Source organism: Flavobacterium sp., assembly GCF_027484945.1.
Taxonomy (GTDB): Bacteria; Bacteroidota; Bacteroidia; order Flavobacteriales; family Flavobacteriaceae; genus Flavobacterium.
Window position 1 is genome coordinate 29,919 of the sequence record NZ_JAIXRZ010000003.1, and the last position, 24,053, is coordinate 53,971.

The 24,053-nt window shown below is 39.0% G+C and carries 26 protein-coding genes; 14 read left to right on the top strand and 12 right to left on the bottom strand.

What is annotated here, in order from left to right; genetic code table 11:
- The first annotated feature begins 168 nt into the window (after nucleotides 1-168).
- Entirely contained in the window at nucleotides 169-3,012 is a 2,844-nt protein-coding gene (gcvP, locus tag Q0039_RS00250; protein WP_297507259.1) for an aminomethyl-transferring glycine dehydrogenase, read from the top strand.
- A gap of 130 nt (nucleotides 3,013-3,142) precedes the next feature.
- Here gcvP and Q0039_RS00255 read toward each other — a convergent pair whose 3' ends face one another.
- Together Q0039_RS00255 and Q0039_RS00260 are read right to left on the bottom strand one after the other, a co-directional pair.
- On the bottom strand, nucleotides 3,143-3,532 hold the full coding sequence (locus tag Q0039_RS00255; protein ID WP_297507262.1) for a hypothetical protein: 390 nt from the start codon (nucleotides 3,530-3,532) through the stop codon (nucleotides 3,143-3,145).
- 33 nt (nucleotides 3,533-3,565) lie between these two features.
- Nucleotides 3,566-3,961: a DUF1801 domain-containing protein gene (locus tag Q0039_RS00260; protein ID WP_297507265.1), complete on the bottom strand. Its 396-nt coding sequence runs from the start codon at nucleotides 3,959-3,961 to the stop codon at nucleotides 3,566-3,568.
- An 82-nt stretch (nucleotides 3,962-4,043) separates the two neighbouring features.
- Here Q0039_RS00260 and Q0039_RS00265 point away from each other — a divergent pair, with 82 nt between their 5' ends.
- The 9 genes from Q0039_RS00265 (at nucleotide 4,044) to Q0039_RS00305 (ending at nucleotide 10,850) form a co-directional block, all read left to right on the top strand.
- Nucleotides 4,044-4,373, top strand: a complete 330-nt coding sequence (locus tag Q0039_RS00265) for a metalloregulator ArsR/SmtB family transcription factor (protein WP_297507269.1) — start codon at nucleotides 4,044-4,046, stop codon at nucleotides 4,371-4,373.
- A 10-nt stretch (nucleotides 4,374-4,383) separates the two neighbouring features.
- Entirely contained in the window at nucleotides 4,384-5,007 is a 624-nt protein-coding gene (locus tag Q0039_RS00270) for a protein-tyrosine-phosphatase (RefSeq protein ID WP_297507272.1), read from the top strand.
- A 2-nt stretch (nucleotides 5,008-5,009) separates the two neighbouring features.
- Nucleotides 5,010-6,080 (top strand): ACR3 family arsenite efflux transporter, encoded by a 1,071-nt coding sequence (gene arsB / locus Q0039_RS00275; protein WP_297507277.1) that lies wholly within the window; start codon nucleotides 5,010-5,012, stop codon nucleotides 6,078-6,080.
- 35 nt (nucleotides 6,081-6,115) lie between these two features.
- Entirely contained in the window at nucleotides 6,116-6,499 is a 384-nt protein-coding gene (locus Q0039_RS00280) for a group III truncated hemoglobin (protein WP_297507279.1), read from the top strand.
- Between the two features lie 126 nt (nucleotides 6,500-6,625).
- On the top strand, nucleotides 6,626-7,684 hold the full coding sequence (locus Q0039_RS00285) for a ketoacyl-ACP synthase III (RefSeq protein ID WP_297507282.1): 1,059 nt from the start codon (nucleotides 6,626-6,628) through the stop codon (nucleotides 7,682-7,684).
- A gap of 191 nt (nucleotides 7,685-7,875) precedes the next feature.
- Nucleotides 7,876-8,400: a methyltransferase gene (locus Q0039_RS00290; RefSeq protein ID WP_297507285.1), complete on the top strand. Its 525-nt coding sequence runs from the start codon at nucleotides 7,876-7,878 to the stop codon at nucleotides 8,398-8,400.
- A gap of 15 nt (nucleotides 8,401-8,415) precedes the next feature.
- The gene (locus Q0039_RS00295) at nucleotides 8,416-9,273 is read left to right on the top strand and encodes a glycosyltransferase family A protein (RefSeq protein WP_297507288.1); all 858 of its coding nucleotides are present in this window, start codon (nucleotides 8,416-8,418) and stop codon (nucleotides 9,271-9,273) included.
- A gap of 75 nt (nucleotides 9,274-9,348) precedes the next feature.
- A complete protein-coding gene (locus Q0039_RS00300) occupies nucleotides 9,349-10,095 on the top strand; it encodes an ABC transporter permease (protein ID WP_297507291.1) in 747 nt (248 codons plus the stop codon).
- On the top strand, nucleotides 10,092-10,850 hold the full coding sequence (locus Q0039_RS00305) for an ATP-binding cassette domain-containing protein (RefSeq protein ID WP_297507294.1): 759 nt from the start codon (nucleotides 10,092-10,094) through the stop codon (nucleotides 10,848-10,850). The genes Q0039_RS00300 and Q0039_RS00305 overlap by 4 nt, the downstream gene beginning before the upstream one ends.
- A 6-nt stretch (nucleotides 10,851-10,856) precedes the next feature.
- Here the strand turns inward: Q0039_RS00305 and Q0039_RS00310 are convergent, their stop codons facing one another.
- The 10 genes from Q0039_RS00310 to Q0039_RS00355 form a co-directional block, all read right to left on the bottom strand.
- Entirely contained in the window at nucleotides 10,857-11,918 is a 1,062-nt protein-coding gene (locus Q0039_RS00310; protein ID WP_297507297.1) for a mannose-1-phosphate guanylyltransferase, read from the bottom strand.
- A gap of 102 nt (nucleotides 11,919-12,020) precedes the next feature.
- Nucleotides 12,021-12,623, bottom strand: a complete 603-nt coding sequence (locus Q0039_RS00315) for a SprT-like domain-containing protein (protein WP_297507300.1) — start codon at nucleotides 12,621-12,623, stop codon at nucleotides 12,021-12,023.
- Between the two features lie 27 nt (nucleotides 12,624-12,650).
- Nucleotides 12,651-13,328 (bottom strand): SDR family oxidoreductase, encoded by a 678-nt coding sequence (locus Q0039_RS00320; protein WP_297507303.1) that lies wholly within the window; start codon nucleotides 13,326-13,328, stop codon nucleotides 12,651-12,653.
- A gap of 25 nt (nucleotides 13,329-13,353) precedes the next feature.
- On the bottom strand, nucleotides 13,354-14,388 hold the full coding sequence (locus Q0039_RS00325) for a D-alanine--D-alanine ligase (RefSeq protein ID WP_297507306.1): 1,035 nt from the start codon (nucleotides 14,386-14,388) through the stop codon (nucleotides 13,354-13,356).
- On the bottom strand, nucleotides 14,388-15,098 hold the full coding sequence (locus Q0039_RS00330; RefSeq protein ID WP_297507309.1) for an NRDE family protein: 711 nt from the start codon (nucleotides 15,096-15,098) through the stop codon (nucleotides 14,388-14,390). The genes Q0039_RS00325 and Q0039_RS00330 overlap by 1 nt, the downstream gene beginning before the upstream one ends.
- Nucleotides 15,086-15,571 carry a DinB family protein gene (locus tag Q0039_RS00335; protein ID WP_297507311.1) on the bottom strand — a complete coding sequence of 162 codons (486 nt, stop codon included), beginning with the start codon at nucleotides 15,569-15,571 and terminating at the stop codon, nucleotides 15,086-15,088. Before Q0039_RS00335 ends, Q0039_RS00330 begins: the two co-directional genes overlap by 13 nt.
- Nucleotides 15,572-15,585: 14 nt before the next feature.
- Nucleotides 15,586-15,984 (bottom strand): DoxX family protein, encoded by a 399-nt coding sequence (locus Q0039_RS00340; protein WP_297507314.1) that lies wholly within the window; start codon nucleotides 15,982-15,984, stop codon nucleotides 15,586-15,588.
- A gap of 128 nt (nucleotides 15,985-16,112) precedes the next feature.
- Nucleotides 16,113-16,967, bottom strand: a complete 855-nt coding sequence (locus Q0039_RS00345) for a GNAT family N-acetyltransferase (RefSeq protein ID WP_297507317.1) — start codon at nucleotides 16,965-16,967, stop codon at nucleotides 16,113-16,115.
- Nucleotides 16,968-16,981: 14 nt separating this feature from the next.
- A complete protein-coding gene (locus tag Q0039_RS00350; protein WP_297507320.1) occupies nucleotides 16,982-18,274 on the bottom strand; it encodes an amidohydrolase in 1,293 nt (430 codons plus the stop codon).
- 5 nt (nucleotides 18,275-18,279) lie between these two features.
- Nucleotides 18,280-19,419 (bottom strand): acyl-CoA dehydrogenase family protein, encoded by a 1,140-nt coding sequence (locus Q0039_RS00355; RefSeq protein WP_297507323.1) that lies wholly within the window; start codon nucleotides 19,417-19,419, stop codon nucleotides 18,280-18,282.
- Nucleotides 19,420-19,513: 94 nt separating this feature from the next.
- Between Q0039_RS00355 and Q0039_RS00360 the strand changes: the two genes are divergently transcribed.
- From Q0039_RS00360 to Q0039_RS00375, 4 genes are read left to right on the top strand one after another with little or no spacing between them, the layout of a single operon-like run.
- On the top strand, nucleotides 19,514-20,587 hold the full coding sequence (locus Q0039_RS00360) for an anhydro-N-acetylmuramic acid kinase (RefSeq protein WP_297507325.1): 1,074 nt from the start codon (nucleotides 19,514-19,516) through the stop codon (nucleotides 20,585-20,587).
- A 49-nt stretch (nucleotides 20,588-20,636) separates the two neighbouring features.
- Nucleotides 20,637-21,863 carry a Glu/Leu/Phe/Val dehydrogenase dimerization domain-containing protein gene (locus Q0039_RS00365; RefSeq protein ID WP_297507328.1) on the top strand — a complete coding sequence of 409 codons (1,227 nt, stop codon included), beginning with the start codon at nucleotides 20,637-20,639 and terminating at the stop codon, nucleotides 21,861-21,863.
- A complete protein-coding gene (nhaA, locus tag Q0039_RS00370; RefSeq protein ID WP_297507331.1) occupies nucleotides 21,864-23,021 on the top strand; it encodes a Na+/H+ antiporter NhaA in 1,158 nt (385 codons plus the stop codon).
- Nucleotides 23,022-23,060: 39 nt separating this feature from the next.
- Nucleotides 23,061-24,050, top strand: coding sequence for an energy transducer TonB (locus Q0039_RS00375; protein WP_297507334.1), 990 nt, complete (start codon nucleotides 23,061-23,063; stop codon nucleotides 24,048-24,050).
- Nucleotides 24,051-24,053: the final 3 nt, after the last annotated feature.

Below are 24,053 nucleotides of genomic sequence, written 5' to 3' on the forward strand. Positions count from 1 at the left end.
AAAATAATCCAACTTGTTAATAAGCACCCGATTCAGTTGAAAAATTCTCAAAATATTAGCAAATGTGCGCTATTAAAATAAAAGTATAATAAGTACTTTTGTTGGCGATTTTGAATTCTATTAGCGTTCATTCCAACACAATAAAACCGATTAATTTAGCCCACTTTAATGAGAACAGATTTATTTGCATCCCGTCACATAGGTCCGCGAGAATCCGACCTTCAACACATGTACCAAACTATCGGAGTAGCAAACATGGAGCAATTGATTTATGAAACTATTCCTAATGATATTCGTTTGAAACAACCGCTACAATTGGATGCAGCGCTTTCAGAATATGAATACCTTACGCATATCACTGAATTAGGTAAAAAGAATAAAGTTTTCCAATCTTACATTGGGCTAGGCTACCACCCTACCGTAATCCCAGCGGTTATTCAACGTAATATTTTTGAAAACCCAGGATGGTACACGGCGTATACCCCCTATCAAGCGGAAATTGCACAAGGCCGTTTAGAGGCGATACTCAACTACCAAACAACCGTTATTGAATTAACGGGTATGGAAATTGCAAATGCATCCTTATTGGATGAAGGAACTGCCGCTGCAGAAGCGATGGCGCTTTTGTTTGATGTACGCACTCGTGATCAAAAGAAAAATAATGCAAATAAATTCTTCGTTTCGGAAGATATTTTACCGCAAACCCTTTCGGTTTTACAAACCCGTTCGACACCAATTGGAGTGGAATTGGTTGTTGGAAATCATGAAACGGTAAACTTAACGGCTGACTTTTTTGGTGCGATTGTTCAATACCCCGGAAAATACGGTCAGCTCTATGATTATTCTGGATTTATAGCTGATGCGAAAGCAAAAGAAATAAAAGTAGCTGTAGCGGCAGATCTTTTGGCGCTTACGGTTTTAACTCCCCCCGGTGAAATCGGCGCAGATGTGGTTGTTGGAACTTCCCAACGCTTTGGAATTCCAATGGGCTATGGGGGTCCTCATGCTGCTTTTTTTGCTACCAAAGAAGAATACAAACGATCCATGCCAGGTCGTATCATTGGAGTGACAATAGATGCGAATGGTAATCGAGCATTGCGAATGGCTTTACAAACCCGTGAGCAGCATATTAAACGTGAAAAAGCCACGTCTAACATTTGTACGGCTCAAGTTTTATTGGCCGTTATGGCGGGAATGTATGCGGTTTTTCATGGACCTAAAGGATTGCAATACATTGCTAAAAAAGTACACGCTTGTGCAGTAACCTTGACCGATGCCTTAAATCAATTAGGCGTTTATCAAACCAACAGTGCTTATTTTGACACCATCGTAGTAAAAGCAAATGCTGCAAAGGTTCGTAAAGTAGCCGAACAACATGAAATCAATTTCTTTTACATTGATGAAGAAACGATTTCCATTGCTTTGAATGAAACTACCTCGATTTTACATTTGAATCAAATTATAAATGTTTTTGCTACGGCTTTAGAAAAACCGTCAATTACATTAACTCAGTTAAGTTCGCATTCGCAACTACCGACCAACCTAGAGCGTCAATCGGCTTTTCTTCAGCACGAGGTATTCAATAGCCATCATTCCGAAAGTCAATTAATGCGTTATATCAAAAAATTAGAACGCAAAGATTTATCCTTAAACCATTCCATGATTTCGTTGGGATCGTGTACGATGAAATTGAATGCAGCAGCTGAAATGCTTCCGCTATCAATGCCCAATTGGAATAGCATTCACCCGTTTGCTCCATTGGATCAAGCGGAGGGCTACCAAATTATGTTGAAAAAACTAGAGCACCAATTGAATGTGGTAACTGGTTTTGCAGGCACAACCTTACAACCCAATTCTGGAGCACAAGGTGAATATGCGGGATTAATGGCGATTCGGGCCTACCACCTATCTCGAGGTGATGATCACCGCACCGTTTGTTTAATTCCTTCTTCGGCACACGGAACTAATCCTGCATCGGCAGCGATGGCTGGAATGGAAATTATTGTCACCAAAACGACTCCTGAAGGAAATATTGACGTAGAAGATTTGCGGGCACGTGCAATCGAAAACAAAGACCGTTTGTCAGCATTAATGGTGACTTATCCATCTACACATGGTGTGTTTGAAAGTTCGATCATCGAAATCACCAATATTATTCACGAAAATGGCGGCTTAGTTTATATGGATGGTGCCAACATGAATGCGCAGGTTGGATTAACGAATCCTGCCACGATTGGGGCTGATGTTTGCCACTTAAACTTACACAAAACGTTCTCGATTCCTCACGGTGGTGGTGGACCGGGTGTTGGACCTATCTGTGTGAATGAAAAATTAGTTCCCTTCTTACCTACCAATCCAATTATCCCAACGGGTGGTGACCAAGCGATTACGGCCATTTCATCGGCTCCCTTTGGATCGGCTTTGGTTTGCTTGATTTCGTATGGTTACATTATGATGATGGGCGCTGAAGGATTAACCAATGCCACACAATATGCTATTTTGAATGCCAACTATATGAAAGTACGTTTAGAAACACACTATCCTGTATTGTATTCGGGAGAATGTGGACGTGCGGCACACGAAATGATTTTAGATTGTCGTGAGTTCAAACAAAAAGGTATTGAAGTAACCGATATCGCAAAACGTTTGATGGATTACGGATTTCATGCACCAACTGTATCATTCCCTGTAGCGGGGACTTTAATGGTCGAGCCAACAGAATCGGAAGATTTAGCCGAATTGGATCGTTTTTGCGATGCTATGATTGCTATACGTAAAGAAATTGAAGCGGCAAGCGCTGATGAACCAAACAATGTTTTGAAAAATGCACCACACACGTTAGCGATGTTAACGGCAAACGATTGGATCTTCCCGTATTCGCGTGAAGCCGCCGCTTTCCCATTGGAGTATTTGAGCGAAAACAAGTTTTGGCCGAGCGTGCGTCGTGTAGACGATGCCTACGGCGATCGTAATTTGGTTTGCTCGTGTGCACCGATTGAAGCGTATATGTAGGATTAATTAGTGACTAGTAATTAGTGATTAGTGACTAGTAATTAGTGATTAGTCGTTAGACTTTGGACTTTGGGCTTTAGGCTTTGGGCTTTACTTTAAAATAAAAAAACCGCTTTTTTGAGCGGTTTTTTTATAGTTCTAATTTTGTTTGAAGTGTATCAAAATAAGCTTTCATCTCCAATTGGGTTGCTTTGTCAAATAAATTGACATTAATAAGGATCGTGGTGTCTTTAGAAGTAATCGTATGTTCGCCAGCAAAACTTTTATAGGAATTAATTGCACCCAATTGAATCGTTTTCTTCTTAAAAAGTCCATTGAAGATAATATAATCGGGTGTGAGCTCCACCATCACCCTATTTTTAGTATAAAAATATTGAATGAGATACACTATTCCCAATCCACTTAACCCAATTAAGTACCAATTTGAACTGGTAAACAATGATGCAACTCCAATTAGTATATTGCCGATTCCGAGTAGTAATAATCGTTTGAGTGGACTTTGATTGTGTAGAATTTTCAAGAGTAAAAAATTATTTAATTTCTAAAATACAATTTATATTAAGCGCTCAAGCTTTCCTTTACGTTTTACAATATTTTTATAATCCCATTGAATGTTTCGGGCTTTTCCCAACCAGCGGGCTAAATTGATTGTATTGATTTGCGAAGAATGCGTGTAAAAAATAGAAGCATCTTTAAATTTTTCACCATGAACATTTAATTCTGGTTCATTAAAATCTATCCCACTCCAAAATAACAATCGAACACCCCGTTTTTGAATACTATAGCCAACTATTGGATTGCCATTCAAAAACCAAACAGGATGTGCATGCCATATTTTTCCCTCAGCCTCAGGCAAATAGCTAGGTATAAGATCTGCTAATTGCTCACAAATATTTTGAAATTCACCCTCCTGATTGGAATTATAAACGTCGATAAATAATTGGCCCATTCCATAAATTTTTAAAATAAAGATATAAAATTAAAGTCAATTATTTATTTAATCGTAATATTGCAATATAATTACAAAAGCGATGGGCGTAACGAAAACCGAACATTTTACAGATGTGCAAAACGAAATGGCAATCAAGCTCAAAGCGCTGGCACATCCGGCACGAATTGCAATTATGGAACACCTTTGTCAAGTCAATAGTTGTATTTGTGGCGCTATTGTCGATGCGCTTCCTTTAGCACAACCCACAATTTCGCAACATTTACGCGAATTGAAAAATGCAGGACTCATTAAAGGAACGATAGAAGGTACCGCAATTTGTTATTGCATAGACGAAAATAGTATTGCCGCTCTTCAAGAGTACTTCAATCAAATAAGGAGTCAACTTACAATTGAAAAAAAATGTTGTTAATCTTTCAACGATGAAAAACGAACTTTTTTTTGAAGTCCACACGTACCTAGAAAACTGTGATCTATCTTCACTTTCTTCCGATCGTTTAGCGCTTCTCGATCCATTAATTGAAACGTGTAAAAGAATTAGAGCTGAAAGAAACCCCTTAATTTTTAATTGCATCTGTACCCACAATTCACGACGCAGTCACCTCACGCAAGTCTGGGCACAAGCCGCTGCCAATTACTATGGAATACCCTTAACTGCCTATTCGGGAGGCACCGAAGCGACAGCACTTTATCCTGCCATTCTCGAAACGCTTCATGCTGCGGGTATACAAAGTCAACTCTTGGCAGCTAGCGAGAATCCGATTTACGCCCTTCGCACGGGTCCAAATACCCCTCCCATAATTGGATTTTCAAAAGTCTACGAGGATGTATTCAACCCCCAATCAAACTTCATTGCACTCATGACTTGTTCTAGTGCTGATAAAGGATGTCCGATAGTTTTGGGTGCAGCTGCACGATTTCCTTTACGCTATGAAGACCCAAAAGTTTATGACGGTACTGCGGAGCAATCTGCTAAATATGCCGAACGAAGCAAACAAATTGCAACTGAAATGCGCTATATAATGCATCAACTTAACAATCAATAACGATGACTGTAACAAATTGCACCCCTACTTTGAATCGAAAGCGCCTTGGATTCTTGGATCGATACCTTACCCTTTGGATATTTCTTGCAATGGCTTTAGGCATTAGTATTGGCAACTTTTTCCCTTCGGCAAGTGAGCAAATTCAAAATATGACGCATGGCACCACCAATATACCATTAGCTATTGGGCTAATCATTATGATGTATCCACCTTTAGCCAAAGTAAATTATGGCCAAATCAGACCCGTATTTCGCAACACGAAAGTTTTGGGAGCTTCACTTATACTAAATTGGATTATTGGTCCTTTACTTATGTTTGCATTAGCGCTTTTGCTTCTATCCGATTATCCTGAATACCGAAACGGTGTTATCTTAATCGGACTCGCACGTTGTATCGCTATGGTTGTTGTATGGAATGATTTAGCCGAAGGTGACCGCGAATATGGAGCGGGATTAATTGCGTTAAACAGTATTTTTCAAGTACTTTTTTACAGTGGCTATGCTTATCTATTTCTCACTCTTTTACCACCATTTTTTGGTTTTCAAGGATTTGAAGTTGCAATTTCAATCCAAGAAATTGCACAAAGCGTTGGCATCTATTTAGGGATTCCTTTTGCCTTAGGAATAATTTCGCGCTATACCCTTATTCGAATTAAAGGTTCAACATGGTTTCAAGAACGGTTCATTCCTTTTATATCGCCCTTTACCTTGGCAGCTTTGTTGGCGACGATTGTATTGATGTTTAGTTTAAAAGGACAACTTATACTAGAAATCCCTTGGGATGTCGTGCGGATTGCGATTCCTTTGGTGCTGTATTTTGGAATCATGTTTGTTGTAAGCTTTATCTTAGGCCGTTATTTTGGCGCCAACTATGCCCAATCGACTGCTGTGGCTTTCACTGCCACGGGCAATAATTTCGAATTAGCCATTGCAGTGGCCATTGGAGTATTTGGTTTACACAGTGGCGAAGCTTTTGCGGGTGTCATCGGTCCCTTGGTTGAAGTCCCCGCCCTGATCGCCCTAGTCCAACTCGCCTTTTGGTTTCAAAAAAAAGGAAAAAACACAAAAAGCTAGGGATCGCTATATTTGTGGACTTAAAAGAAAATCCCGTGACCGATTTACAAACTCAAGACGATATTTATGTTATCGTCGATACATTTTATAAAAAATTATTCGCTGACGTGCGGATCAGTTACATCTTCACTGAAGTGATTCCTATCCATGAAAAACTTGAAGAGCACTTACAAATTCTCGTGCGCTTCTGGTCGCAATCCTTGCTTGGAACAGGGGGATATGTCAATAATTTGACCCAAATCCATATGGAGGTTGATACCCTTTCGGCCTTAACCAAAGAGCATTTTGACATTTGGCTTGAGCATTTTGAAGCAGCTATCAATGAAAACTTTGAAGGATTCAATTGTGAGCGAATGAAAAATATGGCGCACAATTTATCGACCATCATGCAAATCAAAATCAAACAAAAGAACAGTTAATTTTATTTACAATTTCACAATATCAATTACCCCGTTTTATAAATTCTATAATTTGAACCAAATTTGTGCTTGACTTTGAATCACGTGGCATTATTATATGTAACTTCGTTGTAAATCAATAGAATTATGCCTATTAAAATTACCGGTTCAGGTTGTTACATCCCAACTAAAGTTGTTACCAATTTAGACTTTGCACGTCACGAATTTTTAAATGAAGACGGTACTCCTTTTCCCTATTCGAATGAGGTTGTTGCTAAAAAATTTTTAGAAATTACAGGTATCGAAGAACGGAGGTATGTAACAGAAAATTTAGTAACTTCAGATATTGCTACTATTGCTGCTGAACGGGCGATAAAAGCATCGGGGATAGATCCTGAAACCTTGGATTACATCATCTTTGCGCACAATTTTGGCAACGTAAAACAAGGCGCTATTCAAACGGATATTTTACCAAGTCTTGGGACTCGAGTAAAATTTAACTTAAAAATAAAAAATCCAAAATGTGTTGCCTACGACCTACTTTTTGGTTGTCCAGGCTGGATCGAAGGCGTTATTCAAGCCTATGCATTTATCCGAGCGGGTATGGCAAAAAAATGTTTGGTAATTGGAGCGGAAACCTTATCCCGTGTAGTCGATATCCACGATCGTGATTCCATGATTTATTCTGATGGCGCAGGTGCCACAATTATTGAAGCAACCGATTCACCCGGTGGAATTTTATCCTATGAAACAGCAACTTTTACTCAAGACGAAGCCTATTATTTGTACTTTGGAAATTCGTTTAATAAAACACACGATCCAAATGTGCGGTATATCAAAATGCATGGGCGTAAAATCTACGAATTTGCATTAAGCAACGTACCCAAAGCGATGGCAAGTTGTTTAGAAAAAAGTGGGTACGCCATTGGTCAGGTTAAAAAAATATTGATTCACCAAGCCAATGAAAAAATGGATGAAGCTATTATTCATCGCTTTTATAAATTATACCAACAATCTCCTCCAGAAGGTATTATGCCCATGAGCATCCATAAATTAGGAAACAGCAGTGTAGCTACGGTACCAACCTTGTATGATTTATTGATCAATGGAAAAATTGAAAATCAAGAACTCCATCCCGGGGATGTTATTCTATTTGCCTCTGTTGGCGCAGGGATGAATATTAATGCGATTGCTTATCAAATTTAATAGGGAATTGTTCGATTATAAATCATTGCATTTATCGTTACCAAATGAAAAAAATCACCCAATTAACCTATACCACTATTCTACACGAACCAAAGGAACACATTAATGGATTTGAAGTGTAAAAAAATAGTAAAACCCTAAATTATTTATAATTTTGTTGTGCTTCAATACTAAATTGAACCACCAATTTCATGTACGAGAAAACCTATCCCTCCAAACGATTCCGAATCACGTTGGAATTTTTAAAAAAACATGTGCCTTCCCATGAACGCATTTTTGATTTAGGCGTGCCCAACCCTTTTTCTAGAATCATGGAGGAAAATGGCTATTCGGTTGCAAATACTACTGGAGAAGATATTGACAATAATCCTTCAGCATTACAAACCGCCGATTATGATGTATTTACAGCTTTTGAAATTTTTGAGCATTTATTAAATCCATATACTGTGCTGCAAAATGTAAAAGCAAACAAAATTCTTATTTCCGTTCCGTTACGGCTATGGTTCTCACCAGCCTATCGCAGTAAAACAGACCCTTGGGACCGGCATTATCATGAATTTGAAGATTGGCAATTGGATTGGTTGCTAGAAAAATCGGGATTTACCATTGTAGATCGTGTTCAATTTACCCACCCAGTAAAAAAATTAGGAATTCGGCCGTTACTTCGTTGGTTTACCCCACGTTATTATTTGGTATATGCTGTACGTGTGCCATAGAAACACATTCTAGCTATGAACTATTGCATTATCATTCCTACCTTTAACGAAGAAAAATATATTGCGTTAACATTGCAATCGATTGTTGAGCAAACGGTATTACCAACACAAGTAATTGTTGTAAATGATGGTTCTACCGATAGTACTCCTGAAATAGTCCAATCATTTGTTAATGCGTATCCATTTATTTCTTTAGTAAACAAAACTTCAGAAGCAGTTCACCTTCCGGGGAGCAAGGTAATTCATGCGTTTCACTGGGGCGAAAAACACCTCTCTACCCCCTATGATATACTTGTAAAAGTGGATGGTGATTTAATTTTCCCTTCCCATTATTTTGAAACCATACGGAACCATTTTGTGAACGATAATCAAATTGGTATGGCTGGTGGTTTTTGTTACATAGAAAAAAACAACACATGGGTTTTGGAAAATTTAACCGACAAAGACCATATCCGCGGAGCTTTAAAAGCCTATCGAAAAGAGGCGTACCAACAAATTGGTGGTTTACGAGCGCAAATGGGCTGGGATACCGTAGATGAATTATTGTGTACTTTTTATGGTTGGAAAATCAAAACAGACTCCTCATTGCATGTAAAACATCTAAAACCAACCGGCGCGAGTTATAATAAGGCCGCTCGTTTTAAACAAGGAGAAGCTTTTTACTGCCTCGGCTACGGATTTTGGATTACGCTAATCGCTTCTTTAAAATTGGCTTTACGCAAAAAGAAGTTTCGGTTAACACTTGATTATATTCGGGGGTTTTGGAAAGCAAAAAAGAGTCAAAAGCCTTTAATGGTGACACCCGAACAAGCACGATTTATAAGAGCATACCGTTGGAAGGGGATGAAAGCGAAATTACTTTCAATTTTTTAACTTCTGTTATTTGAAGGAATTTAAAACCGTTGCTACATTCAAAAATAAGCGCTATTTTTGGACCTATACACAATTATGCTAGTACTGCGCTATCTTGCTCACATCGGTCGCTATTTTTTAATGATTCGAGAGGTATTCGTAAAACCTACCAAATGGTCGGTAATGAAGGGTTTAATCTACAAAGAAATTGACGACCTCGTTATTGATTCGTTGGGAATTGTTTGTTTTATTTCGTTTTTTGTGGGCGGAGTGGTTTCTATTCAAACAGCATTAAATTTAACCAATCCATTAATCCCCAAATACCTTATTGGTTTTGCAACCCGTCAATCGGTAATATTAGAATTTGCCCCTACCTTTATTTCGATCATTATGGCCGGTAAAATGGGCTCTTTCATCACGTCTAGTATAGGAACCATGCGGGTTACCGAACAAATTGACGCTTTGGAAGTTATGGGTGTTAATTCTTTAAATTATTTGGTTTTTCCAAAAATGACAGCACTACTCTTATATCCTTTTGTAATCGGCATTTCGATGTTTTTAGGAATTTTAGGAGGGTGGCTGGGTGGCGTTTATGGAGGATTTACTACTAGTGCGCAATTCATTCAAGGGATACAGACCGAATTTATTCCGTTTCACATTGCTTATGCGTTTATAAAAACCATCATGTATGCCTTTCTATTGGCAACGATTCCCTCCTACCACGGTTATTACATGAAAGGAGGCGCTCTTGAAGTAGGTAAAGCAAGTACGGTTTCGTTTGTTTGGACAGCGGTTGTGATCATATTAACCAATTATATCTTAACCCAATTACTTTTGGCATGATCGAAGTTAAAGCGCTTGAAAAATCATTTGGAGGGGTCAATGTTTTAAAGGGAATTTCTACCTTATTTGAAACCGGAAAAACCAATTTAATCATCGGACAAAGTGGATCGGGAAAAACGGTGCTTTTAAAGTCACTCTTAGGTATACATAGTCCCGAAAAAGGAATTATTTCTTTTGACGGCCGTATATTATCTTCCATGAATACCGATGAACGTCGCGAACTTCGCACCGAAATTGGCATGGTATTTCAAGGTAGCGCACTATTTGACAGTATGACTGTTGAAGAAAATGTGGCATTCCCCTTAAAAATGTTTACTAACCAATCGATTGCCGAAATCAATGAACGGGTTGACTTTGTAATTAATCGGGTTAACCTTGTCAATGCGCATCATAAAAAACCCTCCGAATTATCGGGAGGCATGCAAAAAAGAGTAGCCATTGCGCGCGCGATTGTGAACAATCCAAGATACCTTTTTTGTGACGAACCCAATTCAGGTTTAGATCCAAAGACCGCAATTGTCATTGATAATTTGATTCATGAAATCACCGTTGAATACAATATTACTACGGTTATTAATACCCACGATATGAATTCGGTGATGGAAATCGGCGATAAAATTGTCTTTCTTAAAGAAGGTGTTTTAGCCTGGGAGGGAACCAAAAATGATATTTTCAAAACAGATAACGAAGCCGTTACCGATTTCGTCTATTCATCCAATTTGTTTAAAAAAATACGTCAAGCACAAAATGGTTAAAAAAAATTACAAGGAATTGGCCAATGCAGTGATTCGTTTAATGTCTTGTTCTTTTCCTTTGGGATAAATTAACAATACATCTCCCTTATCTACAATTATAAAATCATCAAGACCATCCACAATTACTAATTTTTTACCTTCGGAACGAATAATATTATTGGATGCGTTTTCTAAAATTACTGTCGCATTAATAACCGCATTGTTTTGGGCATCTTTATCTAATTTTTCATGCAAAGAGCCCCACGTACCCAAATCGTTCCAATCAAATGTAGCAGGCAACACATAAACATTAGCTGCTTTCTCCAAAATAGCATAATCTATAGAAATATTTTCTGCTTGGGGATAGTATTCTTGAATAAACGCAACTTCATTAGGACTATTATACACATTTTCTCCCTTTAAAAACAAACGATTGAGTTCTGGTTGAAACTGATCAAAAGCTGAAGTTATCGCCTGGACACTCCAAATAAAAATACCGCCATTCCACAAAAAATTACCTTGTTCTAAAAAATGTTTTGCGGTTTCGTAATCGGGTTTTTCGCGAAATTGATTTACTTTTTTTATGGGGGACGAATCTGTTTTATCAAATTCAATGTATCCAAAGCCTGTGTTGGGAAATGTTGGTTGTATTCCCAAAGTCAATAAGGCATTTTCTTGTTCACAAAAATCAAAACACTGTTGTAAATTCTGCGTAAATGCAACTTCATCTTCAATCCAATGGTCACTTGGGGCAACCACCATTACTGCATTTGGGTTTTTCTTTTTTATTTTTAATGACGCATATAAAATACAGGGAGCGGTATTGCGCATTGCAGGCTCCAAAACCACTTGATCCGGTTGAACTTGAGGTAATTGTTCCAACACCAAAGCATAATAACGCTCATTGGTTAAGATTAAAATATTTTCTATAGGAATTAATTTTGACAACCGGCTAAACGTCTTTTGAATCAACGTTTCTCCCGAACCCAACATATCGTGGAACTGTTTTGGAAACTCCGTGGTACTTACCGGCCAAAAACGAGAACCTACACCCCCGGCCATTAAAATTGCGTAATAATTTGAATTCATGGAAAATTGTATCATCTATGGTTGGACATACCGCAACTACAAATATATTTAATCCATTTCAGGATTTGTGTATAAGGGTAAAGAAAAAAGACGTCTTTATCATTAACCGCCGGGTACCATTTCAACCTCAGCATTAGCATTAAACAAAAACAGGCGTCCCGATGCCACTTCCATACATATATAACGTTTTACCCGCAACCCTTGTTTTTGAAAAACCCGCCCATTTTTAATGCGAAAATAGGATCCATTGGGAACTTCATGAACAAAATATACATCTGATTTTCGCGCGTCAAATTGTTTTAATGCATAAGCTAAACGTGCATCTGAATCGCTAGAAGCTGTTGGATTTCGAAAATGTTGAGCCACCAAAGGCAATACCGAATGCGGAAATATTTCAGGACGAATAAAGGGTACCATTAAGCGCTGAAACGTCATTTTCCATTCAACACCGTGGGGTTTAATCGTTCGTCCGTAATGCTCAAAAGCTACCAAATGTGCAATTTCATGAACCAGCGTAATTAAAAATCGGTATTGGTTTAAATTGGCATTTACTGTAATTTCATGCTTCCCATTCAATGCTCTTCGGTAATCGCCATGACGGGTTTGCCTTTCATTGACAATTTTTAAATGAACATTGTTAGTTTTGATCAATTCAAAACAAGGTAAAACCGCGTGTTCAGGGAGATATTTAGCGAGAACTTCCAAAGCGAATTTTATATTCTAAATGTTAAATCAAGGCGTTGAAGACGAAACCTGGATTACTTTTCCATTGTGGTAGCGATTACCATTCAATGTAAAATTATAGATATAATCGGCCATTTCTGCAGCAGTAACGGGTGCTTGATACCCGGGGAAAGCTTCTTCCAACATCTCTGTCTGCACCGCACCTAAGGCCAATACATTGAAAGCTATCCCGTGCTCTTTGTATTCTTCTGCCAAAAGCTCCGATAGGGTAATGAGCGCACCTTTGCTCGAACTATAGGCTGCCAATCCTGGAAACTTCATACTCCCTTGAATTCCACCCATCGAACTGATACTCACAACATGACTCCCCGATGCCATATAAGGCAAGCTAACTTGATTGAGGTGTGCTACTCCAAATAAATTAACCCGATAAACCCGCTCAAAATCATTTAATGTCAACTCCTCAAAGGGTTTATTCACCAACAAACCAGCATTGTGCACTATACAATCGACCTTTTTCCATGAATCAGCTAAAAAGGCAGTGACCTGATTCATGTCAGCTGCTACTTCCAAATCGAACGATAAACAAGTAACCAGCGGATGTTCTATCAATTCTTGAGGAATTTTACGGGATAACGCCAATACATTATGACCGTTCGATGCAAATTGTAGTGCCAATTGTAGTCCAATACCTCGCGATGTTCCTGTAACAATGATGTTTTTCATAGCCAAATACAAAACGATAAAGGTACTAAAATTTAAAAATCTTTTGGTTATGTTTCCGGTGCAATTGGTATTGTCGAATTCCTTCTTTAAATGAAAGATACCGGTGTCCTTGCCTATGATTGATTTTACTAATTTTAAACAAATCCATAAAGTGTTTGAACAATGTACACCATGCATACCCTATAGAATGTGCCGGATCATAAATATGCGCGGGTTCGCTCATCGCACCGTTGAGTTCTACAATAGCAAAGTTTTCACCTTGTGTTAACGCGTCAATAGTAGAATACATTATATCCAAACGGCCGTAATAAAACCCGTCAATTTGCTGACAAATTTCATCAATAGTTTTTGTCAACTGCGGGGTTATCCAAGAACTGGCATCTATAAATTTGGTTCCCCGACAGTGATTGCCAAAAGGAACAATACGCTCAGAGTACCCTTCAGGTAACACCTCGTGCAATCGCGGTCCCATTTCTTCTTGCAGTACTTCCAACTGCATTGCAGCACGTGGATTTTTACGCAACAACTGTGCGCGTGTGTTTTTGCCATCACCAATGATTGTGAGAAACTCTTTAGCAACTATACCGGTTATTCTTCCCTTTTTTTCATTTGGATAACGCACATAAAATATTCCAACCTCATTAGGATAAGGAATAAGTGCTTGCAATAAATAATCAAATTGGGCCTGCTTATGGTATTGGATGACGGCTGCACTATTTTCTAATTTTTTAACCGCTGCACCGCGCAATCCCATATCAGGTTTGGCAATTAACGGAAAATTAAAAGGGCTGTTTTTTAACAACGCTTCCAGCTCTTCGATCGAAAGTGCAGCAGAAACGAAACATGTTTTGGGGTAATATTGTTTGGGTATAAGCGCATAGATTTCGGCTTTTGAAACCATAAAAAATCCACCATTTTTCATAGTTGGATTGACTGCATTGAAAAAAAACAAACTGCGTTCTCTTAACGAAAAATAGATCCACAAAAAAGAAATTGGAAAATAAACCACTTGAAAAGGCCAATATTCCCAATGGGTAAGTTTGTAAAAAAACAATTTCATTACTCCGGATTTATGGTATGAACAGACTGGTAATTACTAAGCAAATCAACATGTTTTAGTTGTGCAGAATTGGCATCAATAACCAACTGTGTAATACTTATGGTTTTAAGAAAAGTTGATCGTTCCATTACCAATCCATTTTTGGTGTTATTGGGGTGTCTTGTTTGATGAAAACTAAACAGATCTGCAGCAGTAATGGTTGGCTTTTGCACTAAAAAATCGGCAAACCACTGTTCCCGTTCGGCACGAATTTTAGACGAATACAATGTAGCTGAAGACCAAATATGGGGTTGATTAACATCTAATGCTACCGTAGACTTATGTTGCCCATCCCAACGCAATTGATGCAAATGTGGATACTCAAAAACAACCAAAGTGAAGGGTTCGATTTGCGTTAAATCAATTGATTTCCAATGCATTAAAACGGAATCCGACTCGCTTAATAATTCTAAAACAATGAGCCCTCTACTTTTTCGATAAAAAGGTTCAATCGCATGTTTTTTTTCAGCACCGTTAAGTAAAACTACCGTCGCAAGTGCAGAAGAAACGGCAAACCAAGTTCCACCTGCCTTAGGATCACTAGGATACCAAATGGTTTTATTTTGATGCACATACGGTTGAGGCGGATGTGCTGCACGTTCGGTTAATTCATCACGATTAGAAGTAAGTATCCATTGTCCATTAGACGGAACTATGCTTACTGTGCACATTGGGTTCTATAGGCTAAAGTTGACTTTGCTACCCCAAAATTTTCATCAACCTTAACGGTAGCATTTCGTAAGGCTACTTTTATTAATGCTTGATGATGAACACAATGATCTAGAGTAAAAACTAATTCTCTATAGTAAGTTGTATCTAACGCTACTAATTGATCATCAAAATCATGCTGCAATTTTAACGGCTTGTTTGGCTTATTCGATTGAATCAAAATCAATTCAAGCATTTCAATGGCTTTGGCTGTTTTGGTTTGAATTACCAAATCACGAGCACGTTGATCATAATTAATAATTCCCGAATGATATTGGGTCAATAAACATTGAAACAACTCGATACTATGCCGTGTATGCTCTCCAATTGTTGCGTTAGACAATTCTAAGCAAGGTGTATTATACACTTCATCTGGTAATTGTTGCAACAATTCGATTAGCGCACCAAGGGTTGATTGAAGCGATTTTGCTAGCATGTGCACTATTGAAATTATAGTTTTAAACGAAGTAAATTAGGAATTCCAGATTTATTTTGATACACTAAAATCGCACAACAAGTAAACGTAATTACGGCCATAGAAAACAGCAAACCTCCATCATTAAATCCTTCATATTGAATTACTACTCCCAATACAAACAAGTGGGAAAAAATGGCCCCGGCCATTGTTCCTAGTCCCATCAATGCACCTAACAAAGTGGTTCTTGGAATTAAAATTAATACCGAAGCAATTAGCTCACCAACTCCAGATCCAATGCGTCCATAGGGTTCTATTCCTAGTTTTGAGAAAATATAAACACTTTCAGAAGCTCCTGTAAATTTAAAAAAAAGGGTTTGCACTAAAATAACTACTGCGGTCAATTTGATTACCCAAGTAACGATATTTTTCATAAAAAGTTTGGTTAAAGTTGATCAATGATTGTTTAAATTCGATTTCAAATTTAACATTTTTTTTGAAATGTTTTATACCAAAATAAACTTCATATTATTTTGACACAACATCAACTTAAACGGTATTTTTAGCCCAATTCAAGGGTAGTAATTCCAAAAATTTTATGAATAGGGAGTACGGGGGGTTGCCCATAATACATCCGACCGCATTCAAACATAGGTTGCGTTTGATACTTTTGGGTTAATACAATTGCCAACGGATTACTAAGCGGAATATCAATATATACTTTCGCGCCAACTACAGTACTTAAACACCGTTCATATAAGGCTTCCGCCACTTCCAAAGTTTCTGCAAACAAAGGACCTATCTTATACCCTTCCATTACTTTTCGTATGACAACAAAACCTTGCAAACCATTTTCATCAGTATATTTGAACGCTTGTCCTGTGGACTGAAATAGCCAATTTTCTATAAATGAACTCCGATCAAATCCAAAACATTCCAGATCCAGTTCCATGACTTTAGAGACATCTTCTTTTGCAATCAATGAAATAGCAGGATTGTTGGGAAATGTTTTTCCTAAATTTTCATGGCGTTCGTCAGTAAAAGCAAACTCAAATCCCCCTTTTTGATAAAACGGTTGCATCGCAACTACTCCATCCATTCCAATGGCGGCATTGGGTTTCAATCGTTTCAAAAGAGCATTTTTACGAAGCTCCCATAACACTTGTCCAACGCCTTGGTTTCGGTATTCGGGTTTCATAATAAACAACCCCATGAATCCAAAAGCACCAGAATAAGAGACTAAAGAACCACCGCCAATCAGTAAATCGTTTAAAAAATAGCCGTAAAAACCATCGGGATCTGCGCAATAAAATAATTCCGCATCCTGAAGTCCTGGGTTCCATCCTTCTTTTTCAGCCCAAGAAACCAATTCGCGCACTTGGTCCAAAGACAATTTCCGAAAATCATATACGCTCATTGTAATTCTATTCGTTAGTGTGAGACGAATAACGCTTGTAGTGCAGTGGTCATCATTTGAATTGATTGGGGTAATGATTCTTGGTAATCGGGAGCAAAATTTGGGGAATGTAAGGAGGGAAATTTTTGGTTTTGAGCCGTGTATTTTTGTTGTGATGCAGGCGTTAAAGTACCCATCCATAATAAGTAAGAGGGGATATTGGGATCGGTACGATACATTCCAAAATCTTCACCAATCATGACAGGATCTACCGAAACAATTGCTTTTTCACCATATTTTTTCTTTAACGATGCCGCTACTCGTTTTCCCATTTGGCTATCATTAAATACGGGACCAATAGACATATCTAGTAGTTGGTATTCGGGCCAAAGACTTTGGGGCAAACCTGCAGCAGTCGCTAACCCATCACCAATAGTTTTAAGTCGGTCGAGTATTAACTGTCGTGCTTGGGGTGAAAAACTCCGAATGGTTAACTTTAATTCAACCTGATTGGGAATTACATTTCCAATAGTCCCACCATGAATCGCACCAACAGTAACTACAGCAGCTTCAATTGGGGGTAAATTACGACTTACGATGGTTTGAATTTCAGTTACAAATTGGGCTGCCAAAATAATAGGGTCTATTGTATTTTGTGGCACAGCACCATGCCCTCCTTTGCCATGAATAATGATATTCATCATATCTACAGCAGCCATAGCATATCCGTCACAAAATCCAACTTGTCCTACAGCAAGATCGGCATTATTGTGCATTGCAATTTGATAATTGGGCTGGGGTAATTGATTAAAGTTCGGTTGTGCAATGGCTTTTTTTGCGCCCTGCCCTATCTCTTCGGCTGACTGCGCCAATAGCACCAACGTTCCCTTCCATTCTTTTGGATGATGGGCAAAATAATCGGCTACCGCTAACCATGTCACCATGTGTACATCGTGACCACAGGCATGCATAACCGGTACATCTACGCCATCTTTATTGGCCACCACTGAACTCGAAAAAGGCAGTTGGGTTTGTTCTTTTACCGGTAACGCATCCATATCGGTACGGTACATTATCGTGGGCCCTTTCCCATTTTTTAAAACGGCGGCAAAACTATAAAAACCCAAAGAATCTGTTATTTGATACCCCCATTCTTGTAGGCATTTACGCAAAAAAGTGGCCGTGTTTTTCTCTTGGCCACTCAATTCGGGTTGTGCATGTAACTTTTCGTAAATAGCAAGGTATTCTGCTATAGTTTTCCCTGAGTTATTTTGGGCTAAAAGGTAAAATGGCAGTATTAGTACTATAAAAACTAAGGCCTTCTTCACCACTTTTAGCTTATTAATCCACGTGAAATCACTATACGTTGAATTTCAGAGGTCCCTTCATAAATTTGCGTAATCTTCGAATCACGCATCATACGCTCCACATGATATTCGGCTACATAACCGTTACCTCCATGAATTTGAACGGCTTCATTAGCAACTTCTAATGCTACTTCTGAAGCGTATAATTTAGCCATCGCTCCGCTATGAGCGATATCTTTTCCTTCATCTTTTTCAACAGCGGCTTTCATCACTAGTAATTTGGCTGCAGTAGTTTTCACATACATATCGGCCAATTTGAATGCAATTGCTTGATGTTTAAAAATTTCTTTTCCAAACGCTTTACGCTCTTGCGCATACTTTAACGCTAATTCATAAGCGCCATATGCAATACCTAAAGCTTGAGAAGCAATACCAATTCGTCCTCCATTTAAAACATTCATTGCAAACGAGAATCCGAAGCCATCTTCACCAATTCGATTGGCTTTTGGCACTTTAACATCGGTAAACATTAACGAATGGGTGTCAGATCCACGGATTCCCATTTTCTTCTCTTTAGGTCCGATTTCAAAACCTTCCCAACCCCGTTCAACAATAAAGGCATTGATTCCTTTATGTCCTTTTTCTGCATCGGTTTGCGCCATTACCAGATAGGTTGAAGCGGTTGAACCATTGGTTATCCAATTTTTAGTTCCGTTTAACAAATAATAATCTCCCTTATCAATAGCTGTAGTTTTTTGCGATGTCGCATCGGATCCTGCTTCGGGTTCTGACAAACAAAATGCACCAATCACTTCACCTTTAGCAAGCGGAACCAAATACTTCATTTTTTGTTCTTCACTACAATATTTCTCCATTCCTGCACAAACAAGAGAATTGTTTACCGACATAATTACGGCTGCCGAAGCATCAATTTTGGCGATTTCTGTCATTGCCAAAACATAAGAAACGCTATCCAATCCTGCACCTCCGTATTTTGGGTCGACCATCATTCCCATAAAACCCAATTCACCCATCAATTTAACTTGTTCGGTAGGAAACTTCGAATGTTCGTCGCGTTCAATTACGCCGGGCAATAATTCATTTTGAGCAAAATCGCGCGCCGCCTGTTGAATCATTAAATGCTCTTCGGTAAGATTAAAATCCATAAAAATCGTGTTTGTTAAATCGTAAATTTTAATTTTGGTGTTCAAATGTATAATATAAAAAGCGAAACTTCAAACGTTTTCGTAATTTTAGAAAATGTCTAAACAATCCTATCATATTCTCGGCGTAATGTCGGGCACATCGCTTGACGGCATTGACTTGGCCGAACTTTTTTTTACGTTCAAAAATGGGCATTGGCACTTTGAAATAGGCACAACAGAAACACAACCCTATCCCGATCATTGGGTGAAGCGCTTAAAAGAGGCAATCGGTTTTTCGGCAGACGAACTTCAACAAATTAATCGCGATTATACCCAGTATCTCGGTGCGGTTATTGCAGATTTCATCGACCAAAATTCGATTCAAAATATTGATGCCGTTTGCTCCCATGGTCATACTATTTTACACCAACCCCAAAACGGAATTACGCTGCAAATCGGCAATCTACCCGAAATCGCCAAACTAGTTAAACAAACTGTGGTTTGCGACTTTCGCGTACAGGATGTAGCGTTGGGTGGACAAGGAGCGCCTTTAGTCCCTATTGGTGATCGCTTACTTTTTGCAGACTACACCTATTGCTTGAACCTTGGCGGTTTTTCAAATGTATCTTTTGAACACCTTGGACAACGTTTGGCTTTTGATATTTCGCCAGTAAATACGGTATTGAATCATTATGCCAATCTACTTGATCTCCCCTATGATGCGGGTGGAAAAATTGCAGCATCCGGAGAAGTTCATACAGAACTACTCAACACGCTTAACGGATTAGCGTATTATCAAAAACCATTTCCAAAATCGTTGGGTTTTGAATTTGTAAAGGAATGGATACTGCTCTTAATGGCAAATTATCCGATAGCGACCGAAGATACCTTGTGTACGTTTGTTGAACATATTGCCTATCAAACGGCACAAGCATTACCCCAATCCGAAGGGAAAATTTTGGTTACAGGGGGCGGAGCTTACAATCATTTTTTATTGGATCGAATGGGTTCTTATCTTCCCAAAATAGAATTCATTATTCCCGACGCCAAAACTCTGGAATTTAAGGAGGCGTTAATCTTTGGTTTGTTGGGTGTATTACGATTGCGGAATGAAATCAATGTGCTCAGTAGTGTAACCGGGGCAAAACACGACCACTCGAGTGGAAAAGTGTATAAATCTACTTCGTAAAACAAATATTGTGAATGAATCCGTATTTTTGCAACTGAAACAAACTGGAATGAAAGATTTACTTAAAAAATTCGAAAATAAACAACCGGAAATCGTATTCAACTGGAAAGATAGTGAAACTGAAGCCGAAGGTTGGACTGTGATTAACTCGTTACGTGGTGGTGCAGCTGGTGGCGGAACCCGAATGCGTAAAGGACTAGACATGAATGAAGTGCTATCACTAGCCAAAACCATGGAGGTAAAATTCACGGTTTCAGGTCCGGCGATCGGTGGCGCAAAATCAGGTATCAATTTTGATCCCAACGACCCGCGCAAAAATGAAGTTTTAAAACGTTGGTACAAAGCCGTCGCTCCTCTATTAAAAAGTTATTATGGAACGGGAGGTGATTTGAATGTGGACGAAATCCACGAAGTAATTCCGATGACCGAAGAATGTGGGGTATGGCATCCACAAGAAGGGGTATTCAATGGACATTTCAAACCTACAGAAGCCGATAAAATCAACCGTATTGGACAACTGCGCCAAGGGGTTATTAAAGTCATTGAAAACCCAAAATTTTCTCCTGATGTGTTGCGTAAATTTACGATCGCCGATATGATTACTGGATATGGTGTAGCTGAGGCCGTGCGTCATTTCTACACTTCGTATGGCGGCGATTTTAAGGGCAAAAAAGCTATCGTTCAAGGATTTGGCAATGTGGGTTCGGCAGCTGCATTTTACCTTGCACAAATGGGGGTAACCGTTATTGGAATTATCGACCGCGACGGCGGAGTTATTCAAGAGAGTGGATTTAGTTTTGACGAAATCAAACGGTTATTTTTAAATAAAGACGGTAACAAATTGGTAGCTGAAAACATGCTACCCTTTGCCGAAATCAATGAAAAAATTTGGTCGTTAGGCGCACATATTTTTGCGCCATGTGCCGCTTCGCGATTGGTAACCCAAGCCCAAGTTGACGCTATGATTACCAGTGGATTGGAAGTGATAACGTGTGGCGCTAATGTTCCTTTTGCCGATAAAGAAATTTTCTTCGGACCCATAATGGAGGATGTAGATAGCCGCGTGAGTTTAATTCCCGATTTTATTTCCAATTGTGGTATGGCAAGAGTATTTGCCTATTTTATGGAGAAAAAAGTACAAATGACCGATGAGGCGATTTTTTACGACACATCGGAGACCATAAAAAAAGCAATTGAACGGGTCTATGATCGAAAATCTGACACCCACAATATTAGTGCAACCGCTTTTGAAATTGCGTTGCAACAATTGGTATAAATGAAAATTACCCGATTATTTGCTTTATTCTTCGAAAGTAAAAAAGCGAGCGGTCTAGTCTTAGTGACGTGTACTATTGTGTCTTTATTTTTGGCCAACTCTCGTTGGTCTGATGCTTATTTACACTTATGGCACACACCGATAGGCAGCCAACCCGTCGAGTATTGGATAAACGATGGTTTAATGGCGGTTTTCTTTTTATTAATCGGACTCGAACTCGAACGGGAGGTTTATATTGGAGAACTTTCCAAAATAAAAGATGCGGTATTTCCTCTAGCGGGTGCTCTAGGTGGCATGTTAATTCCAGCTCTAATTTTCACGTTATTCAATTACAACACTCCTACCTCCAAAGGATACGGTATACCTATGGCAACCGATATTGCTTTTGCAATTGGAATTTTATCCCTCTTAGGCAATCGTGTACCCGTAGCATTGAAAGTTTTTCTAACCGCTTTGGCCGTAATTGACGATTTAGGAGCCATTTTAATGATTGCCATTTTTTATACCGATTCATTAAATCTATTCAATCTAGGGATTTCTTTAGGAATTTTTGGTCTATTGCTTATCCTTAACCGATGTAGAGTGAATGCCCTTATTTGGTACCTTATTGGAGGTGTTTTCATGTGGTATTTTATGTTGCACTCTGGGGTACATGCAACCATTACAGGTGTCCTACTGGCTTTTGCTATACCGTTTGAAAATGGTAGTCCGCGCAGTATTTCGTATCGCCTTCAACACCGGTTGCACAACCCGGTAGCCTTTTTAATCATCCCCTTATTTGCACTCTGCAATACCGCTGTGAGCATCGATGGAAATGTTTTCGACACGTTGATACATCCCTACAGTATTGGAATTATTGCAGGTTTAGTCGTTGGAAAACCTTTGGGGATATTTATATTTAGTTGGCTTTCGGTTAAATGTAAAATTACACCGTTACCCGAAGGCTTTACATGGAACCGTTTACTCGGCTTAGGCATGCTCGGTGGTATTGGATTTACCATGTCCATCTTTATCACATTATTGGCTTTCGAAGCTACCGAAATTAGGAACTCCTGTAAATTTTCGATTGTAATTGCTTCGACTATTTCAGGATTCGCTGGGTATGTTTGGCTTACTTATTGCCTACCAAAAACAGCCAAAAACCTTACTGTTGAATAATTTTTTGTATTTTTAAACGTTGTAATACAAAACGGCTCTATGACTCAGAATGATTTTCAACCTGCTAGTCCGGATTTTGATCGGCTTTCCGACGGACTCAAACCGATGGGAGAAACTACCGCCAAAGATAAGCGCAACTCCTTTATAATAGCAACAGCCATTTATGCGGTGCTACTTGTAATTATGTTTTTTATCCGGTTTTGGCCTCCAACAGAGGCAGAAATGGCAGCACTAATCGCTGGAGGTGGCGGAGGAGGTGGCGTTACCGTTAATTTTGGTGATAGCGACTTCGGATCGGGAACCGATTTTCAAAGTGAAGCACTCAACGTAGCTACAACAACCCAATCCACTGCAACAGCAGCGCCTGAAGAAAGTATAATCGCAGAAGAAAATAACGATGAGAACACTAGTGTTTTTGTTCCAAAAAATGAACCAGTTAAAAAACCAACAACCCCTTCAATACAACCGGTAAAAACAACAAAACCCATAGATGTAAAGCAACCGGTACGCAAAGTAGACGATGCTTTGGCCAATTTATTAAAAGGAAATAAAAAAGGGGGTGATGGCGACGATGCTTCGGGAGGCAACAAAGGGAAGTCCAATGGCAGCTTAAATTCAAATGGGTATTATGGCGAAGGTGGTTCAGGTGGAGGCTCAGGCAGTGGTAATGGTTCGGGCTCGGGCAGCGGAAGTGGTTCGGGCAGCGGAAGCGGTTCGGGAGGAGGAAATGGTAGTGGAATCGGACCCGGAAATGGTCCTGGATATTCACTCACTGGTCGTAAAGCCTTAAACAAACCCCAACCCAAATATACTTGTAACGAAACAGGAACCGTTGTCGTTCAAATAACGGTTGATAAAAACGGTACGGTAATCGATGCCAAACCGGGAGCTCGTGGGACAACCAACGCTGCATCCTGCTTGGCCAATCAAGCTAAAATTGCCGCAATGCAAACCAAATGGTCGCCAAGTCCTGAGGGCGCTGAACGGCAAGTAGGTAAAATAACGTATACATTTAATTTGACTGAATAATAA

Excerpts from the sequence above, each read along its gene's own strand:
- gcvP (WP_297507259.1), top strand. The coding sequence starts at position 169 with ATGAGAACAGATTTATTTGCATCCCGTCACATAGGTCCGCGAGAATCC.
- Q0039_RS00260 (WP_297507265.1), bottom strand. The coding sequence starts at position 3,961 with ATGGGCCAATTATTTATCGACGTTTATAATTCCAATCAGGAGGGTGAA.
- Q0039_RS00265 (WP_297507269.1), top strand. The coding sequence starts at position 4,044 with ATGGGCGTAACGAAAACCGAACATTTTACAGATGTGCAAAACGAAATG.
- Q0039_RS00270 (WP_297507272.1), top strand. The coding sequence starts at position 4,384 with ATGAAAAACGAACTTTTTTTTGAAGTCCACACGTACCTAGAAAACTGT.
- arsB (WP_297507277.1), top strand. The coding sequence starts at position 5,010 with ATGACTGTAACAAATTGCACCCCTACTTTGAATCGAAAGCGCCTTGGA.
- Q0039_RS00285 (WP_297507282.1), top strand. The coding sequence starts at position 6,626 with ATGCCTATTAAAATTACCGGTTCAGGTTGTTACATCCCAACTAAAGTT.
- Q0039_RS00290 (WP_297507285.1), top strand. The coding sequence starts at position 7,876 with ATGTACGAGAAAACCTATCCCTCCAAACGATTCCGAATCACGTTGGAA.
- Q0039_RS00295 (WP_297507288.1), top strand. The coding sequence starts at position 8,416 with ATGAACTATTGCATTATCATTCCTACCTTTAACGAAGAAAAATATATT.
- Q0039_RS00300 (WP_297507291.1), top strand. The coding sequence starts at position 9,349 with ATGCTAGTACTGCGCTATCTTGCTCACATCGGTCGCTATTTTTTAATG.
- Q0039_RS00305 (WP_297507294.1), top strand. The coding sequence starts at position 10,092 with ATGATCGAAGTTAAAGCGCTTGAAAAATCATTTGGAGGGGTCAATGTT.
- Q0039_RS00310 (WP_297507297.1), bottom strand. The coding sequence starts at position 11,918 with ATGAATTCAAATTATTACGCAATTTTAATGGCCGGGGGTGTAGGTTCT.
- Q0039_RS00320 (WP_297507303.1), bottom strand. The coding sequence starts at position 13,328 with ATGAAAAACATCATTGTTACAGGAACATCGCGAGGTATTGGACTACAA.
- Q0039_RS00325 (WP_297507306.1), bottom strand. The coding sequence starts at position 14,388 with ATGAAATTGTTTTTTTACAAACTTACCCATTGGGAATATTGGCCTTTT.
- Q0039_RS00330 (WP_297507309.1), bottom strand. The coding sequence starts at position 15,098 with ATGTGCACAGTAAGCATAGTTCCGTCTAATGGACAATGGATACTTACT.
- Q0039_RS00335 (WP_297507311.1), bottom strand. The coding sequence starts at position 15,571 with ATGCTAGCAAAATCGCTTCAATCAACCCTTGGTGCGCTAATCGAATTG.
- Q0039_RS00340 (WP_297507314.1), bottom strand. The coding sequence starts at position 15,984 with ATGAAAAATATCGTTACTTGGGTAATCAAATTGACCGCAGTAGTTATT.
- Q0039_RS00345 (WP_297507317.1), bottom strand. The coding sequence starts at position 16,967 with ATGAGCGTATATGATTTTCGGAAATTGTCTTTGGACCAAGTGCGCGAA.
- Q0039_RS00355 (WP_297507323.1), bottom strand. The coding sequence starts at position 19,419 with ATGGATTTTAATCTTACCGAAGAGCATTTAATGATTCAACAGGCGGCG.
- Q0039_RS00360 (WP_297507325.1), top strand. The coding sequence starts at position 19,514 with ATGTCTAAACAATCCTATCATATTCTCGGCGTAATGTCGGGCACATCG.
- Q0039_RS00365 (WP_297507328.1), top strand. The coding sequence starts at position 20,637 with ATGAAAGATTTACTTAAAAAATTCGAAAATAAACAACCGGAAATCGTA.
- nhaA (WP_297507331.1), top strand. The coding sequence starts at position 21,864 with ATGAAAATTACCCGATTATTTGCTTTATTCTTCGAAAGTAAAAAAGCG.
- Q0039_RS00375 (WP_297507334.1), top strand. The coding sequence starts at position 23,061 with ATGACTCAGAATGATTTTCAACCTGCTAGTCCGGATTTTGATCGGCTT.